The following is a 16,123-nucleotide window of genomic DNA, read 5'->3' as shown; positions in this document are numbered from 1 at the left end:
CCGAATTTTATGAAAATTATTTCAAAAATAGTAAAATAGATAGAGGAAAAAGCAAAAAAATAACCCGAAGCAGAACGTCACTTTATTATCTTAAAATGTTTTATTTTGCAAGAAATCAAAACCGCCGGTAATCGGAGACTTTCCTCCAGTGTAAGTAGATTGAATCTTAGTAAAATTCAACTGGAACGATTCGAGTATATTGTTGAAGTTATAATCACTAATCATCACATTGCTTAACTTAATTGTGAGAATAGGAGTGGGAGTTTGACCTCTTGATACGAACACGATTGTGCATTCTTTTAAACGTTTTCCTGTCAGCATATTCTGGAATATAGGGATGGAAGAGGAATCAAGGCCTTTTTTGACTACAAACTCATTCATCTTTGGTTTTCCTGAACCGGCACCACTGCTTCCTCCAGTACTTGTCACTTGAGAAGCATCAAACTGAACTCCGGTAAGCACAATCCAATCGGGATAATTTTTTGCTCTCGAATCCCCTTTGATGGTGTCTAATTTCATAAACACATCATAATTAAGGTCAGTCGTTGCGGTACTCCCAGACACTGCATTTCCTGAAGAGCCTTGAGGGCCAGTAGGATTATTGTCCTGTGCCCAAACATTGGAAACTCCAAAGATCGCAGCGATCACCAAAACACCAATCATTGCAGCTTTCGTAATGGAATAGTTGAAGAAGCTTCTCATTTTCAAAAAGAAATCCCCCCTTATATGGATGTATGATGTGACACAACTATAAGAAATGCTCATTGTTCGCTTTTTAGAACATTGTTTCAAAAATATTAAGGCTGCTCCATCTGTCACCTGTAACTCTAAAAATTACTGTCAAAAACTCCATTGGACACATATATATATAGATGTTTTGATGAGGGGGATGATCTTTTTTATGTATTATCGGAATATTAATTATATCGTTCAGCAAGGAGATTCGCTGTATACCATTGCTAAAAAATTCAAAACAAATGCTGAACAAATAAAATATGAAAACCAACTAGCTTCAAATATAATTTATATTGGTCAGCCATTGGTCGTGCCGGCTAATGCTGAAAGGGAACTTTATATTGTCCAATCAGATGACAGCTTGTATACAATAGCTGCGAAATTTGGAGTATCGATTGAAAAATTAATTAGAAAAAATCAATTGCGCTCCGATATGATTTACATTGGTCAGCAATTGGTGGTGCCAGCTAATACTGAATGGTTGAATGGATCGGGGAATGATGTAAGACAAACAGAATATGTCATTAAGTCGGGTGATTCCTTATATCAAATTGCTCGCAGATATCATACAACCGCTGAGAGTATCATTGCCTTAAATAACTTAGCAGGCCACCAACTTACTGTCGGACAAAAAATTAGGATTCCGGTCTATTCGGAAGTGATTGTGAAGGCAAATAATGCAAACATCCGGCTGCGGCCAGGTCCTAGTTTTAGTGTCATTGCCCAAATGGACCGTGGCGCCAGATTACCTCTTATCGGTGTGGAAGGAGACTGGTATAAAGTTGCCTTATTCAATGGCAATCCGGGGTGGATCCCTAAGTCGGGGGCTACTTTAAGAGCCTATGATGGATCAGATCCGATTATTGAAATATTAGGCTATTATACCTTATCAGAAGGACCAACATTACCTAGTTCATATCAATCCTTTGTGACAAACACAGCGAGTAACTCACAAATCGGATTATTCTTATTTAGAATAAGTAAAGACAACCCAACAACAATTGATAAGTTTGGGGATTTTACGGATCAAGAAGTTCGGGAGCTTGTACGGATCGGTCACAGAAAAAATATAAAAATGTTAGCAACCGTTCACAACCTTTTATACGCAGAAGGCGTAGAAGAGGCAAAGCGGATCATTCATGAATTGGTTTCGTCTGAACAGAATATGAATGCCTTTGCGCTAAATTTAGTTAAATTGGTAGAAAAATATGGATTAGACGGCGTTGATATTGATATCGAGGATGTTTTGGAAGAGGATCGAAATCGATTAACTCACTTATATCAAGTAATCGGGCGCGTTTTTGATCAAAGAGGATATTTCTTCTCGACGGCTGTTCCATCTAAAACAGGACCTGGTGATCCAAGCGTTTTTGCCAAACCATTTGATTATCCAAATGTGCATAAACCAACGGATCAGTTTGTTATAATGCTTTATAATGAGCATGGCTGGCCGGGTAGCGGTCCAGGTCCAGTGGTATCGATTGGCCGAATGGAGAAAGTGCTGCGTTATGCCATGACCGTTATGCCTAAAGAAAAAATTGTTGCTGCTGTTTCAGTATTTGGTTTTGACTTTAATCTCGAAACAGGTCATGCCGCATATGCATCATTTGATCGAGCGATGTCTCTCGCTGCTAAATATAAAAAACAGATCACCTTTGATGAAGAAACGAAAACCCCAATGTTTGCCTATACAGACGAAAAAGGGGTCAAACATGAAGTATGGTTTGAAAATCGGGCTAGTATCAAAGCGAAGGCTGAGCTTGCCTATCGTCTCGGAATAAGGGGCTTAGCACTTTGGAGATTAGGAATGGAAGACAAAGGCATGTGGGATATGCTTCAAAATGAAGTAGTCGTGAGAAAACACGGATTAGAACAATAATGATTTGTTTTTAATTTGAGTCACCTTGTTAAAAATGGTAAACAGGGTAATAGGGAATCCCCCTTTTACCCTGTTTACTTTACACTCTTAACCGCAGTAATTCTACTAATCTATTATTTAATTTCGCACAAGATTCTTCAAAGTTGATTCATACTCTGTTAATGCCTCATCAAGTACTTGTAATCCTTCATCAATTTGTTCTCGTGTAACGATTAATGGTGGAATCATTCTTATAACTTCGCTGTGGTTTCCACAGAGGTAGAATAATACTCCTTTTTCAAGAGCTAAATCTAAAATTTTTAATAATCCCTTACCGTTAGGCTCCCTTGTATTTGGATCAATGATTTCAATGCCAATCATTAACCCGACAGCACGAATGCTGCCGACAACAGGATGTCTATCTTTAATACGTTCAAGTTGCTGAACAGCATAATTGCCCATTGTTTTCGAGTTTTCAAGAAGGTTTTCCTCTTTCATCACTTCTAACACTGCTAATCCAACCGAACAAGCAATCGGATTACCGCCAAATGTTGTACCGTGACTACCGAGGGGCCACTGCTTCATTAATTCACTAGAAGACACAGTTGCGCTGAGCGGGAGGCCATTTGCAATTCCTTTTGCAATCGCCATAATGTCCGGAATCACATCAAAGGTTTGTGCGGCAAACCATTCTCCTGTCCGGCCAAATCCCGTTTGAACTTCATCAAAAATAAGTAAAATGTTATAGCGGTTACAAATTTCACGGATTTTTTTCAACCAAGATTTTGGCGGAACAATATATCCCCCTTCTCCCAAAACTGGTTCCAAAATAACACAAGCTACTTCCTCAGGTGTTACTTGGTGGCTAAAAAGAGAGGCGAAATCTTTTTCTAATTTTTCAATTACAAAGCTTTCCGGGTCTACACCTGGCGGGCATTCTTTCACATTCGCATAAGGAACCTGATATGTAAGGCCTGATGGCTGGATAAATTTACGGTATTTGCTTTTAGAAGTAGTTACACTTAGCGCACCTAAGGAACGCCCGTGAAAACAACCCGTAAATGAAACAACATAAGGGCGTTTGGTTACATACTTTGCAAGTTTAATAGCTCCTTCAATTGCTTCTGCTCCACTGTTAGCAAAGAAAAAGCAATCAAGGTCTCCAGGTAAAATTTCTGCCAATTCATCTGCTAAACGTAATATAGATTCATACATGATGACACCAGAAGGGCCATGCATTAAACCGTCTGCCGCATCCTTAATCGCTTGAACAATTTTTGGGTGGCGGTGCCCAACGTTTGTGACGGCAATTCCAGACGTAAAATCTAAATATCTCTTTCCATCTACCCCGTAGTAATAACAGCCTTCCTCTTTCACAACTGGCAGGTTCGGATGATCCTTTGCCATACTAGGCGCTAACCTATTGGGCATATTTTTCACAAGATGATCCCATTTTCTTTCCATAAAAATTCCCCCAATTTTTGTTTTTCACCCTCAAATATGTTTTCTTTAATTAAGCATTTTTTTATTTAATGGATTTTAAGCTTTCTTCCCGAATAAGAGACAATAATTCTTCTTTATATTCGGCAAATTCCACTGTAGCTTTGATACTGAAATCTCTGGGTCTCTCCAAAGCAATCGGAACCTTTTTCTTTAGTCGACCTGGCCGCGCCGTCATCACATATACCGAATCGGCTAAAAAGATGGATTCATCAACGTCATGGGTAATAAATAAAATCGTCTTTTTAGACTCTTCCCATGCCTTTAGTAGTACTTCTTGCATGATGTTTCTTGTTTGGGCATCTAATGCTCCAAACGGTTCATCCATTAATAAGATTTTCGGATTATTGGCCAACGCACGGGCAATCGCGACACGTTGTTTCATCCCGCCTGACAGCTGAATTGGATAATGATTCTCAAAGCCTTCTAAACCGATTAATTGTAAGTAATGCCTCGCAACATCGCCCCGTTCTTTTTGAGAAACTCCTTTTAACTTTAGACCAAACGTAATATTGTCCTTCACAGTTAGCCATGGATAAAGTGTATAAGATTGAAAGACCATTCCACGGTCAGGCCCTGGACCATTGATTTCTTGCCCATCAAGAAGAACTTGGCCAGAGGTTGCTTCTTCTAACCCCGCCACGATACGCAACACGGTTGATTTGCCACACCCTGAAGGTCCTAATATTGTCACAAATTCCCCTTCGCCAATCGAAAAGGATGTCTTTTCTAGTGCTGTCGTTTCTCCTCGTTTCGTTTTAAATATTTTTCCTACTTCTTTAATTTCTAACTTCGGCTCTCTTATATGAGGTGCTACTATTACTTTCGGTGCCGGTTTAACAATTTTTTCAACTTCTTTTACTGTTGGTGTCACCATTTTATAAGCCATCCTTTCTCATCCACGAAAATGAAGCACGGTAAATGACTTTAAAGATAATATCTGTCATAAGCCCAAGCAAACCAATAATCAAAATTCCAACAATAATTTTATCTGGCTGCAAGAAACGTGAAGCTTGCATAATCATATACCCTAAACCACTGGATGCTCCCACAATTTCCGCTACTACTAAATACGTCCAAGCCCATCCGAACGTAATCCGAAGTGTATCGACTATTCCCGGTAAAGAGGCAGGTAGAATAACCCTCGTAAAAACTTGAGCCTTCTTGGCTCCTAATGTATAGGAAACATCCACTAAATCATTTTGAACATTTTTTGTAACGTCCATGACCATAAGAGTAAGTTGAAAAAAGGTTCCAAAGCATATTACGCCCATTTTTTCTGTTTCTCCAAGACCAGTCCATAAAATAAACAATGGTATAAATGCTGAAGCCGGCATATAGCGAATAAAACCGATTAAGGGTTCAAAGGCACCTTCCATAATTTTCAATGATCCCATCAAAATTCCTAATGGTATCCCAATTATTGCTGCTATTAGAAATCCAATTAGAACCCTTGAAAAGCTTATGCCAATATCAGAAAGGATACCTCCATGCATAAACAAATCAGCACCTGTGGCCAGCACATCGGTCGGCGTTGGTAAAAATAAAGAATTAACTATTCCTCCGTAGCTCAGCACAGACCATACCAATAGAAAAATAATAAAGGTAATTAAGCCAGCGGATGAATAAAGCGATTTTGATATTTCTTTATTAGGAGTAAACAACTTTGCTATCATTAATAATCACCTAATTTCACATTATTCTATAAATCTCTTGAAAAAAATGCCTAACTCACACGGCAATAGATAACCAGAATGAGTCAGGCAACTATATAAATGTCACCACAAAACAACGAAATACTCTTTATTTCTTTAGAAAACTTGGATTAATTAATTCATTAACGTTAGGTTCTTTATTAATTAAGCTTTGCTCTTTGTAAAACTTAATTGCATTATCCGTTGATTGATAGATCGATCCTTTATTGCTTTCAGTTCCGAATAATTTTGTATTATCCTCTTTCCCAAAGAATTTCAAGCCAGGTACCGTGCCTTCAAATTCTTTCAAATCAATCTTTAACCCTTTGGCCATAATTTCGTCTGATTCTTTAGGATACTTTTTCCAATAAGCCATTGCTTCTCCCATTGCATTTACAAATGCTTGCACATCTTTTGGACGGTTTTTAATCACGTCTTTTGAAAAGCTGATTGTATCGACTATAATTCCAGGTAAATCTTTCGTTGTTAGTAAAATTCTACCATTCCCTTGAGCACCTTTAGTTAACCAAGGCTCCCATGTAACAGCTGCATCTACTTTACCAGCTGCAAACGCTGCACCGGCATCACCGGCTGACATTGGAACGACCGTCACGTCTTTTTCTGTTAATCCACCTTGTTTCAACGCTTGTAACGCCAGCATTTCACTTGTAGAACCCACTTCAAATGCCATTTGTTTACCTTTTAAATCTTTAACACTATTAATTCCTTTCTTTACAAGGATCCCATCTCCACCGTGGGAATCATCCAATAACCAAACAACTTGCACCGGGATATTCTCTGCAGCTAACGTCACTTGTACATCTAACGCGGTTGCCATCCCATCAATTTTTCCACTTGCTAATGCTTGTTTGCGTTCAGCTAATCCTTCAACAATAGACAGGTCGACATTTACACCATTTTTTTTGAAAAAGCCCTTTTCTTTTGCTAAAAAAAGCGGCCCATAGCCTGTCCAGGTAGGCAGTGTCACTCTCAACGGCTCTGAAGACTTTCCATCAATTGTACTGGAGGCGGTATCCTTTCCACAAGCTGCCAATGCTAATAACAACATAAACGAACATACAATCACTAACCATTTCCTCATTGATAAGTTCCCCCTTATTTTTTTATCATTAATACAGCTTAGAAGCGGATAAATTCCCATTTCCAATTTCATCGGCTCTGCGAACAGCTTCTATCACCATATCTGGAGTGACTTTAAATGGCATATTCGCCATGTCTTCAATTGTGACGCTGATTTCTCCAAATTCTTTCCATTGATGATCCGTTAAACTCTCAATCCCCATTTGCTTTAATGTAAACGGAAGACCGATTTCTTTGTAATAACTGATTAAAGTATTCAGTTTTTCTTTCCCTACACCTTCCATGCACAATTGGGCTAAAATTCCAAAGGCAACAATTTCGCCATGATAGGTGCCATGAATCTCTGGAAAAATTGTTAATCCTGAATATATAGCATGAGCACCCGCAGTTCGGCAATCGTCACCACCATAACCGCTGACACTTCCACTCACTAAAATAACAGCATCTATAACATCTTCTAATGCTCGAGTTAAGCGTTGTTCTTCCACGGATTGAACAGCTTCTTTCCCTATATGGAGTAAAGTCTTGTACAACTGACTTGCTATTGCAATGGCCGTCTGATTTATCGCCGTCGGCACAGCTTTTTCCACAGAAGACTTCGTTTCAAACCATTTTGCTAATGTATCACCAATACCCGCAATCAAATACCGAACCGGCGCATTCAGAATGACGGTCGTATCTACTAAAACCAAATCAGGTGCTTTTGATTCTCGTCCGATTCCTATAAATTCACCTTCATCAGTGTATAGTATTGATATAGGTGTAGCTGCTGCACAAGTCGCAGCGATTGTTGGGATGGCCACTAAAGGTTTATTGAGCCGATAAGCAACAGCTTTAACCGCATCAATGGCTTTCCCTCCACCAACGCCTATTACAAAATCGATGTTTTGTGAAGTTAATTCTTCGACTAGTCTATTAATATTCGTTTGAGAAGATTCACCCCCATACCATAGGGAGTGCTCCAAAGAAATTTCGTACTCTGCTAAACTCTGTCTTATTAAACCTTCTACTATTTCTAAGCTAGTATGTCCCCCAATAAGAGCAGCAGTTTTTCCGAAATTTCTCATGTAATTTCCCGCTTCATTTAAAACTCCCTGCCTTCGTAAATATTGTCCAGGCCCTATTGTTACCATCAAAAGACACCCCTCCACCGCTTTTTAGTTTTTCTCATATTTATCACTTGTTAACTAATATCATGCAAGTTCTATGCCACTTTCATTCTATTTCATATTTTCTGATTTTTCTCACCACAGATGGTTGACTAATTCCTAAGGCTTTAGCCATTTGAATTGTTGTTTTGTATCGGTTTCTAGCATGTATTAGAACCTGTTTTTCTACGCTGTCAAGAATCTCAACCAATGGGCGATTTCCATCATCAGCGAATGAATCATAAGAGAAAGACTTTCGATATTCTTCTGGCAGATCTTCTATTTCAATTAAATGTTTCGAGGAAGTAACAACAAGTCGTTCAACTAAATTGATTAACTCTCTAACATTCCCCTTCCATTCTTGCGCTAACAACAAATGAATAACCCCTTCATCAATGTTTCGATCACGGCCATATTTTTCTGAGAAATATTTTAAAAAGTGGTCTATCAATGGAATAATATCAGATGGCCGCTTCCTTAATGGTGGGATTGTGATGGGTACGACATTTAAACGAAAAAACAGATCCTGTCTAAAGCTTTTTTCTTCAATTGCCTTCTCCAAATCTTTATTCGTCGCAGCAATAATTCGAAAATCAACAGTTCGAAGCTTTGTTCCTCCAACCCGATAAAACTGCTTTTCCTGAATAAACTTTAATATCTTTACTTGATTGGCTATTGACAACTCACCAATTTCATCTAAAAATAAGGTTCCTCCTTCTGCGAGCTCTGCTAAACCTACTTTGCCTTTTGTATTTGCACCTGTAAAAGAACCAGATTCATAACCAAAAAACTCAGCTTCAAAAAGGGTATCGGGAATCGCTCCACAGTTTACTTCAATAAATGGACCTTCCTTCCTGAAACTTTTGTTATGAATAAATTTAGCAACATAGGATTTGCCCACCCCTGATTCGCCAAGGAGCAGCACATTTGCATCGATTTCAGCTACTTGTAAAGCAATCTGAATGACCTTTTTCATTTTTTCACATGTTACAATCATGCCGTCAGTATAAAAATGAAGGTTTTTAAGCCTTTCAAGCTCACTTTTCACGCGTACCATTTCGTCTTCAATTTCAGTTAAGTATTTTTTCATATTGAGTAACTCAGTTACATCATGTGAATAACTAACAATACGAATTAGCTTATGGTCCTGGTCAAATACTGGAATTCCAGTAACAAGTAATTTTTTTCCCTCAAAAGTTGTTTGTACAAGGGTAATTTTCTTTTTTTCTTTAATAACCAGCGGTGTCAAAATCGGTGTAAAAACACCTTCTTTTTCGAGGTCATAAACCGAACGGCCAACCATATCATTTGAATTCATATTATAAATAGCTTCTGTTGCTTCACTGACTTTTAAAATAATTCCATCTATATTCGTCACTAAAATATCATCTTGCAATGAATGAAGAATCGCTTCATTTTCATTCCAAACTTTTTTTTCATTCACTCAACATCCCCCTCCTTTACATACTTTTTAATGCTAGCAATTATTCATTTATGAATAATTTTTTAGCAAATTCCTTTTATTCCTCAATGTTATCAGATTAAAAACAATATTTATACAATTTTGAATAATAAATTCAAAAATGGATAATTTTCTTTGTTAATAATATTGTAAGAGCCACCCATATTATTTTTATATGCGAACCGTTCTTTCAATTTCATCTCCATTACCAGTAGAAAAATCAGTTATAAATTCACTATGTATCCTAATGTCTATCTCTGCATTTAAGTTCGTAAACGTATAATAAAAATCAAGAACGTTCATAAATTATTTTTCTAGTTTACGAACGCCAAAAAAGTCCTTTTTTGAATAAAAAATACCCGTTCGGAAAAGTGCACTTTTTCGAACGGGTTTACAGTAAAGAAAATCCAATAGCTATTAATGCTTTCACCTTGTTGCATCAATATAGACTCCATAAAATCTTGTCGTTTAAAAAACCTCTGTCTATCCTCATTTGCCTTCTTCATATAATCGAATATATCCGCTCGGCTTTAGAACACCAGCAATGAATTCGAGACTGTCACCCCTTAATAAAAAGTGAACTAAAGAAGAGTAATACATATCTCATATATGAGACATGCTTGCAACAAAAAAATTATGAAAGATAAGACTTCTAATCATAATTAATATCTTTAACGAGCCTTTACCAGCTTAATCTCTCCATTTTTAGGTACCATTTCACTGATATTTTCATGTCTTTCGTCCATTTTTGACTGGTCTTGTTTTCTTACTACATATTCCTTAAAGGAACAACAAAAAAGCTTACGTTCGAGTCTTCCTCGTTCACCAATAAGGTTGAACCATTTTTGTCCAACATAAAATGCATTCATTAGCATTCTATCAATGATAAACGATACACGGGCGTTTTCTTCCTCTGTTTCAAATTTTATTTTAGAGGAAAGAGCCAATATAAAATAGTTTTTAAACTTATCTAATTCCAATACTTGAAGGTAGTAGATCCCGCGCTGCTTTTGATTGAAATCGTCCAGGACCGTTTTGATACTTTTTTCAATATCGATTTCATATTTACTGGCATCTCTTAATGTCGATAAACGAGAATCAAAGATGGACAATGTCAGGATATAATGTCCCGCATAATTTTTCGGATCAAATACTACCTTACCAACTCGCTTTTTATCTACTGGTTCGACAATAAAATTTTTATAGTCAGCAAAAAAATGTTCGTTCATATTATTTACCTTCTTTCATACCTCAATGGAATGGATAAATAAAATTATTCTTATCTATTACTTTCTGCTGTTGAATTTCCTTTTGAAATATACAATTATTCTTTTTTAATAGGCAAATCGTCGTTATGTCATATATATTCCATTATTAAATTCAAAAATCCTGCTTTTTCTTCATAAATCTACATGAATCAGCATTTTTAGTTAATAAGTCCTGTTATAAGATTCTTATTAGTGTCGCAATCTAATTCAAAGGCAGAACAAAGTTACCCCCTTTTTAAAAAGAGTAGGGGGTTATATGCCGGTTATTACCCGGTATACCTTTTTCGTTTATTCAATAAATAGCTATTCCCAACTTTAACCATTTGTTCGAATGTTACTTCAGGAGGTTTAGATGATTTAGATGCCCTTGGATACATAACATTATTTTTATTGTTATTATGAGCAAAATCATACTGCAGGTTCCCTTCTGTATTTCGCTTCGGTTCTCCTTGAGCGTCTACTAGAACATATGGATTGGGATCTTTTTTATCACCAAAAATATTTGAATAATATAAAATGTGTCCCATTTCATGAGCGACTACCCATGGATAGTCTGCCGCACCATCAGAGAATACAATGAAATATGGTGGTTTAATGGTATCATACGCAAGGGATAGGCCATTTACTGTCCCCTTAAATCCTACCCCGGGTAAATACAGGATGATGACATCCGGTTTTATATTTTGCTGCAAAAAATATTCTACAGCCTTTTGATATAACGATTTTAGAGAAGCATTTTTACTGAGTGCTTCTTGACGAATGCTTGTTGACTTAAGACTTGTACTTATTTTAGCCAGTCCGATATTTTCAAAGGAAATTCCCTTCCATACTCTTTGAGCATTTTGATATTGTTTAAATGGCTCTTTTATGGCAGACTGATCAGAAATGATTGTAGCAATTTTAATTCTTGGTTTCCCTCCATATCGAGAAGTCCCTTCATCACTCATAGACCCTTCCCTTTGAAAGTGAAACTGTTCCATAAATCGTACCTCTTTTCTAATAAGCTAATAGCATTGTATGAAATGGGACGACCTATGGTCTGTGTGCTTGTTCGATAGAAATGGATTTTATTATTTTCTAAGACAATTTAAATTTATCATCTTACTTTTAAATGATGTGCATAGATAAAAAAGGTATTATACAATAAATTCATAATAGGTGAATATTTCCACTTATGCGTTTTACGAACCATATTTTAGCCATTGAAAGGAAAACAGGTAATGGATGAAATCGACTATAAAATTATCAAACTATTAAAGGAAAATTCTCGTATTCAATGGAAAGAAATTGGAGATTCCATTCATTTGACTGGTCAAGCAGTTGGGAACCGAATTCGCAGAATGGAGGAGGAAGGGGTTATTGAAAAATTTACAATCATTGTAAACGAACTTAAATTAGGTAAATTGATTCAAGCATTTATTACAATCTTTATGAAAACAAATAATCATGCTGAATTTCAAAGGTATATAAAAAATAACCCGGATATAACAGAAGCTCATCGAGTAAGTGGTGAAGGATGCTATATTCTTAAAGCAAGTATTTCATCACAAGAAGACTTAAACAAAACTTTAGATGAAAAATTGAAATATGCAAACTATCGAGTAAATTTATCAATTGGTATAATTCTATAATAAATATATTATATTTTACCTATTTCACTTTTAAAAACGGAAAACCTCTTACAATTAGAAAAGAGGTTTTCTCGTTATTTACCTTGGCAATTTACTATATCTAATAATTTCCCCATTCTCAGGTACCCAAACTCTATCTTCTAATTTATTTTTTTGAATATAATTCCTAACTTCCTTACGAGTTAAAACACAGTGATTCCAAGATTCCATATGTGAAATAACCAAACTGGTTTTTGGATATCCTGCCACTATATGATGAATGTCTTCAATACCCATTGTAATAGGTTCCCCTTCCAAAAACTGAGCCTTACCTGCAAACACAATTGCTACATCCGGAGAATAATTATGAAAAACATTTTCAATCTCTGAACACCAAATACTATCACCAATTATATATAGGCTGGGCTCATCATCTGAATGGAGTAGAAATCCTGAAACAGGTCCCATTTTTTTTGCCAGTTCACCCTTGCCATGCTCCCCTTTTGTCCGAATAAAGTGAATTCCTTCCCAAGCATACTCCGCTAAAATTGGCAATACATTTGTAAATCCTTTCTCTATAATGATGCCTTCATCCTCTGGTTGACAAAATAATGGTAAACTTTTAGGAAGCCTTGAGACTGCTTCATCATCAAAATGATCGCGATGAGTATGAGTCACAATAATTGCATCTACATTGATTAAATCATCTATTTCAAGCGTGAGATCAGTTAATGGATTTTTTAAATGTTCATTGGGTGCATTTAAAACTGGTGTAAGAGTTCCCTTTTTATTAAACATTGGATCGAGCAATAATTTCTTCCCTTTATAAGAGATAATATGTGTTGCATGACGTGCTAATTGAATATACATTTGATTTCCTCCTGAAATTTAATTATATAATTTGTTTACAGGATAATTTTAGAAAAAATTTCAATACTGCAACAGAGTTTGGTGAAAAAGAAATAACGGTAAATTTTTCGCCATGAAAAACATTTGATAAAATTTTATGGAATTCTTTAGGGTTAGCAGGGCTTTTCATGCATAATTTATTCCTATTTTACATAGCTTTAATTCGGACTTAATTTAGTTTCATATAATAGAGAAAGCGGGAGATTTACATGATTGGAATGCAATATAAGGTCATTTTACCAAAAGATTATGATATGGGGATTATTAGAAAAAGGGTACAAAACAATGGTCATAAAACAAATGGTTTTCCGGGGCTAAATTTTAAAGCCTATTTAATCACTGAAGCTGAGAAAAATGGGAATTTATACAATTCCTACGCACCGTTATATATTTGGAATCATACACATGGAATGAACAAGTTTATCTTTGAAGGTTTTTACGACAATATTTTAGATTCATTTGGATGGCAGCATATTAACATTGGTGTTCCTTTATCTATTAACTTAGAAAAAGATTTTATTAAAAGCAGATTTCTTGTTGAATATGCCGGAAATATTCCGGAGGGCAAATCATTAATTCATACTCCATTTAATTCTATTAACCACTATGTGATAAATGCAGAAATAAGTTTGGGAAATGTATTAGTTTATAATCCAGATAAATGGGGATATAGCCAATTTAGTTTTTATCATGAAGAACCAAAAATTGACTCATCCACTCCCCTTACAGTATATGAAATTTTACATATATCAAAATAAGAACTAAGGGTATTCCATTAAAATGAGTGCAGGATATTTTCCTGCACTCAAATGATTTCAAAAATTGTATTTAATGCGCTTCCGATACCTTTTTCTTAGTCGTTAGCAACATCCCGACCATGATAATGACTGGTGTTACATTCACGGCTGCCAAAATGGTCCCTTGGAAGTCCGACCCGCTCATGATACCGTGTAACGTGACGAGGATATAGAGAATGGGATTCAGCGCATGCAATTTCCGCCATCTTTGATAACCAATTTTCTTGCGGAATTTGGATGTGATGATGGTGATGATTAAGAAATAAAAGGCAATTGTCCCCATTGCCATGGAAATGGTTTCATAGCCGCTGGCAAATGGAATCAGCACTTCTGATAGTTTAAACGGGAAATAAGAATCAATCAGCAATACCCCTAAGTGTGCACATGTAAGGATTAATGACCAATCTGAAAGGGCTTCATGAAGATGAATGATGCCGTTTATTTTCTTTTTCCTTTTCTTCTGTACTGCAGAAAAAAGTCCAGTTAATACTGCCAGATATAGTAATAGATAAGCCACCGTGCCTGTTGCCCGAATGGCGTACCACTCAAATGTCTCCATTTTATTCTCCTCCGATCCAAATTTCTTTCGCTTGATTGATGATGACTGCTTTATTCTTCTTGCCGGAAATCCAAGACTTTCCGCCCTCTTCTCCCATTAAAAGAATCACTTTTGCTAATACGTCCGCTTCCGTTGCCGTTGGGGCCGTTACGGTAGAAGAGATAATATTACTCTCTGATGATAGTCCTGTTCCAGCATCAATAAGGTGATGCTTATTTCTTCCATTAACCTTCCATCTTCTTTTCATAGAGGTGGAAGTGGCAACGGCGCCATCGGAAACTTGGATAGAGGAGATCATTTTGGCCGGGTCGAATGGATCTTCAATGCCAATATTTAAATGCCTTGGCAGCTTTCCAAAAATCCGAATATCGCCGCCGACATTAATAAAACCATATCCAATTTTAGATAATACATCTGCAGCGCGGTCAATGACCCATCCCTTGGCAATCCCGCCTAAATCAATACGAGTATTTAGGATTACTGTCTGTTTTTCCTCATTTAATTGATAAGGTTGAATGTTTCTAACCTCCGGAGCTGAAAGGGAGGAAGCCCCCAATTCGCGCCCTTTAATAAACTCAATCGATTTTATATACCCACTGTTTTCTATGGCCGACAATATACCAGGATTAAATACTCCATTTGTTTCTTTATAAAATTTAAGTGCGTTTTTTAGGATATTAAATAATAGATTCGAAACTTCCACTTCTTTGTGAAGTTGTTGATTTAACCTGGATAATTCACTTTCTTCTTTAAATCTGCTGCATGTATCTTCAACAGATGAGAACCATTTGTATACGGGCATGAGATCATTTGCAAACAGTTCTTGGTTTATCGATATTTGCACCGTCGTACTCATTGAATTGAAATGAAAGTTATACATCATCAGGTCCCTCCTGTCGTTGTGTCAAATCCTCCATGTTGACCAAAGCCGTCGTCTGAAGATTGAGTATCGTTCTGTCCTGAACTTCCATCATCAAATGTTGATTGACTGGACTGGTCATCGCCAGAGCTGAAAGAAGAGCTATCATCATTTGATGACTGGTCATTGCCAATGGTTGAGGAATCCCCATTATTATCGGAAGAGCTCCCAGAGGAGCTCTGGCTGTTTTGACTGGCTGATTGTTGCTTGGTGTTTTGACTAACCGATTTCGTTTGCTTTGATTGACTTAAAGCGTTTGTCGTTTCTTTGTTTGTTACTCCTAGGTATGATACCATGCCTGCAACGAGAGCAAGGCTGGTAAAGCTCACTCCCCAAGAGGTAAATTTCTTTTTATCCATTTTAAGGACTCCCTACGGTTTATTTAACCTTCATTCTGATCGATTATCATACAGTTGTGGTTTGAGCCTTTGGCTCTAACTTCTTTTCCACTTTTATCTTGTTGCTCATGTTAAGAAGTATAGAGAGGAAATTTCGTGAAATTATCTTGAAAATATGTGAAAAATATGTGTTTCGTGATTTTTGGATAATCGATTGATGCATGT

General features: G+C 36.6%; 16 protein-coding genes. 3 read left to right on the top strand and 13 right to left on the bottom strand.

Translation table 11 applies throughout. The annotated features are described in order from the left end of the window. Positions 1 to 90 precede the first annotated feature (90 nt). Positions 91 to 702, bottom strand: coding sequence for an Hcp family type VI secretion system effector (locus tag ACZ5XR_RS08740; RefSeq protein WP_464502266.1), 612 nt, complete (start codon positions 700 to 702; stop codon positions 91 to 93). Between the two features lie 199 nt (positions 703 to 901). On the opposite strand from ACZ5XR_RS08740, the gene ACZ5XR_RS08735 reads away from it, so the two are divergent. Then, complete coding sequence (locus tag ACZ5XR_RS08735; protein ID WP_464501271.1) at positions 902 to 2,614, top strand: LysM peptidoglycan-binding domain-containing protein; 1,713 nt, start codon at positions 902 to 904, stop codon at positions 2,612 to 2,614. A 117-nt stretch (positions 2,615 to 2,731) separates the two neighbouring features. Here ACZ5XR_RS08735 and ACZ5XR_RS08730 read toward each other — a convergent pair whose 3' ends face one another. The 8 genes from ACZ5XR_RS08730 to ACZ5XR_RS08695 form a co-directional block, all read right to left on the bottom strand. Continuing rightward, the gene (locus ACZ5XR_RS08730) at positions 2,732 to 4,057 is read right to left on the bottom strand and encodes an aspartate aminotransferase family protein (protein WP_464501270.1); all 1,326 of its coding nucleotides are present in this window, start codon (positions 4,055 to 4,057) and stop codon (positions 2,732 to 2,734) included. A gap of 61 nt (positions 4,058 to 4,118) precedes the next feature. Continuing rightward, positions 4,119 to 4,982: an ABC transporter ATP-binding protein gene (locus ACZ5XR_RS08725; RefSeq protein WP_464501269.1), complete on the bottom strand. Its 864-nt coding sequence runs from the start codon at positions 4,980 to 4,982 to the stop codon at positions 4,119 to 4,121. Next, a complete protein-coding gene (locus tag ACZ5XR_RS08720; protein ID WP_464501268.1) occupies positions 4,972 to 5,769 on the bottom strand; it encodes an ABC transporter permease in 798 nt (265 codons plus the stop codon). Before ACZ5XR_RS08720 ends, ACZ5XR_RS08725 begins: the two co-directional genes overlap by 11 nt. 127 nt (positions 5,770 to 5,896) lie before the next feature. Then, a complete protein-coding gene (locus tag ACZ5XR_RS08715; RefSeq protein WP_464501267.1) occupies positions 5,897 to 6,889 on the bottom strand; it encodes an ABC transporter substrate-binding protein in 993 nt (330 codons plus the stop codon). Positions 6,890 to 6,917: 28 nt separating this feature from the next. Beyond that, positions 6,918 to 8,021, bottom strand: a complete 1,104-nt coding sequence (locus ACZ5XR_RS08710; protein ID WP_464502265.1) for an iron-containing alcohol dehydrogenase family protein — start codon at positions 8,019 to 8,021, stop codon at positions 6,918 to 6,920. Positions 8,022 to 8,103: 82 nt separating this feature from the next. Next, a complete protein-coding gene (locus ACZ5XR_RS08705; protein ID WP_464501266.1) occupies positions 8,104 to 9,480 on the bottom strand; it encodes a sigma-54 interaction domain-containing protein in 1,377 nt (458 codons plus the stop codon). Positions 9,481 to 10,169: 689 nt separating this feature from the next. After that, entirely contained in the window at positions 10,170 to 10,727 is a 558-nt protein-coding gene (locus tag ACZ5XR_RS08700) for a hypothetical protein (RefSeq protein ID WP_464501265.1), read from the bottom strand. Positions 10,728 to 11,032: 305 nt separating this feature from the next. Next, a complete protein-coding gene (locus tag ACZ5XR_RS08695; RefSeq protein WP_464501264.1) occupies positions 11,033 to 11,746 on the bottom strand; it encodes a hypothetical protein in 714 nt (237 codons plus the stop codon). A 240-nt stretch (positions 11,747 to 11,986) separates the two neighbouring features. Here ACZ5XR_RS08695 and ACZ5XR_RS08690 point away from each other — a divergent pair, with 240 nt between their 5' ends. Then, positions 11,987 to 12,397: an Lrp/AsnC family transcriptional regulator gene (locus ACZ5XR_RS08690; RefSeq protein WP_464501263.1), complete on the top strand. Its 411-nt coding sequence runs from the start codon at positions 11,987 to 11,989 to the stop codon at positions 12,395 to 12,397. 78 nt (positions 12,398 to 12,475) lie between these two features. Here the strand turns inward: ACZ5XR_RS08690 and ACZ5XR_RS08685 are convergent, their stop codons facing one another. Further along, positions 12,476 to 13,246 carry an MBL fold metallo-hydrolase gene (locus tag ACZ5XR_RS08685; RefSeq protein ID WP_464501262.1) on the bottom strand — a complete coding sequence of 257 codons (771 nt, stop codon included), beginning with the start codon at positions 13,244 to 13,246 and terminating at the stop codon, positions 12,476 to 12,478. A gap of 248 nt (positions 13,247 to 13,494) precedes the next feature. Here ACZ5XR_RS08685 and ACZ5XR_RS08680 point away from each other — a divergent pair, with 248 nt between their 5' ends. Beyond that, entirely contained in the window at positions 13,495 to 14,043 is a 549-nt protein-coding gene (locus ACZ5XR_RS08680) for a DUF4865 family protein (protein WP_464501261.1), read from the top strand. A gap of 70 nt (positions 14,044 to 14,113) precedes the next feature. Here the strand turns inward: ACZ5XR_RS08680 and ACZ5XR_RS08675 are convergent, their stop codons facing one another. From ACZ5XR_RS08675 to ACZ5XR_RS08665, 3 genes are read right to left on the bottom strand one after another with little or no spacing between them, the layout of a single operon-like run. Beyond that, positions 14,114 to 14,641, bottom strand: a complete 528-nt coding sequence (locus tag ACZ5XR_RS08675; RefSeq protein WP_464501260.1) for a ferric reductase-like transmembrane domain-containing protein — start codon at positions 14,639 to 14,641, stop codon at positions 14,114 to 14,116. Between the two features lies 1 nt (position 14,642). Then, positions 14,643 to 15,524, bottom strand: a complete 882-nt coding sequence (locus ACZ5XR_RS08670) for an FAD:protein FMN transferase (RefSeq protein WP_464501259.1) — start codon at positions 15,522 to 15,524, stop codon at positions 14,643 to 14,645. Further along, on the bottom strand, positions 15,524 to 15,919 hold the full coding sequence (locus ACZ5XR_RS08665; RefSeq protein ID WP_464501258.1) for a hypothetical protein: 396 nt from the start codon (positions 15,917 to 15,919) through the stop codon (positions 15,524 to 15,526). Before ACZ5XR_RS08665 ends, ACZ5XR_RS08670 begins: the two co-directional genes overlap by 1 nt. Between the last annotated feature and the right edge of the window lie 204 nt (positions 15,920 to 16,123).

The sequence above is a fragment of the Neobacillus sp. Fa239 genome (assembly GCF_055395235.1).
Note: the sequence above shows the minus strand (reverse complement) of the source record. Positions and strands in the feature narration are given on the sequence as shown.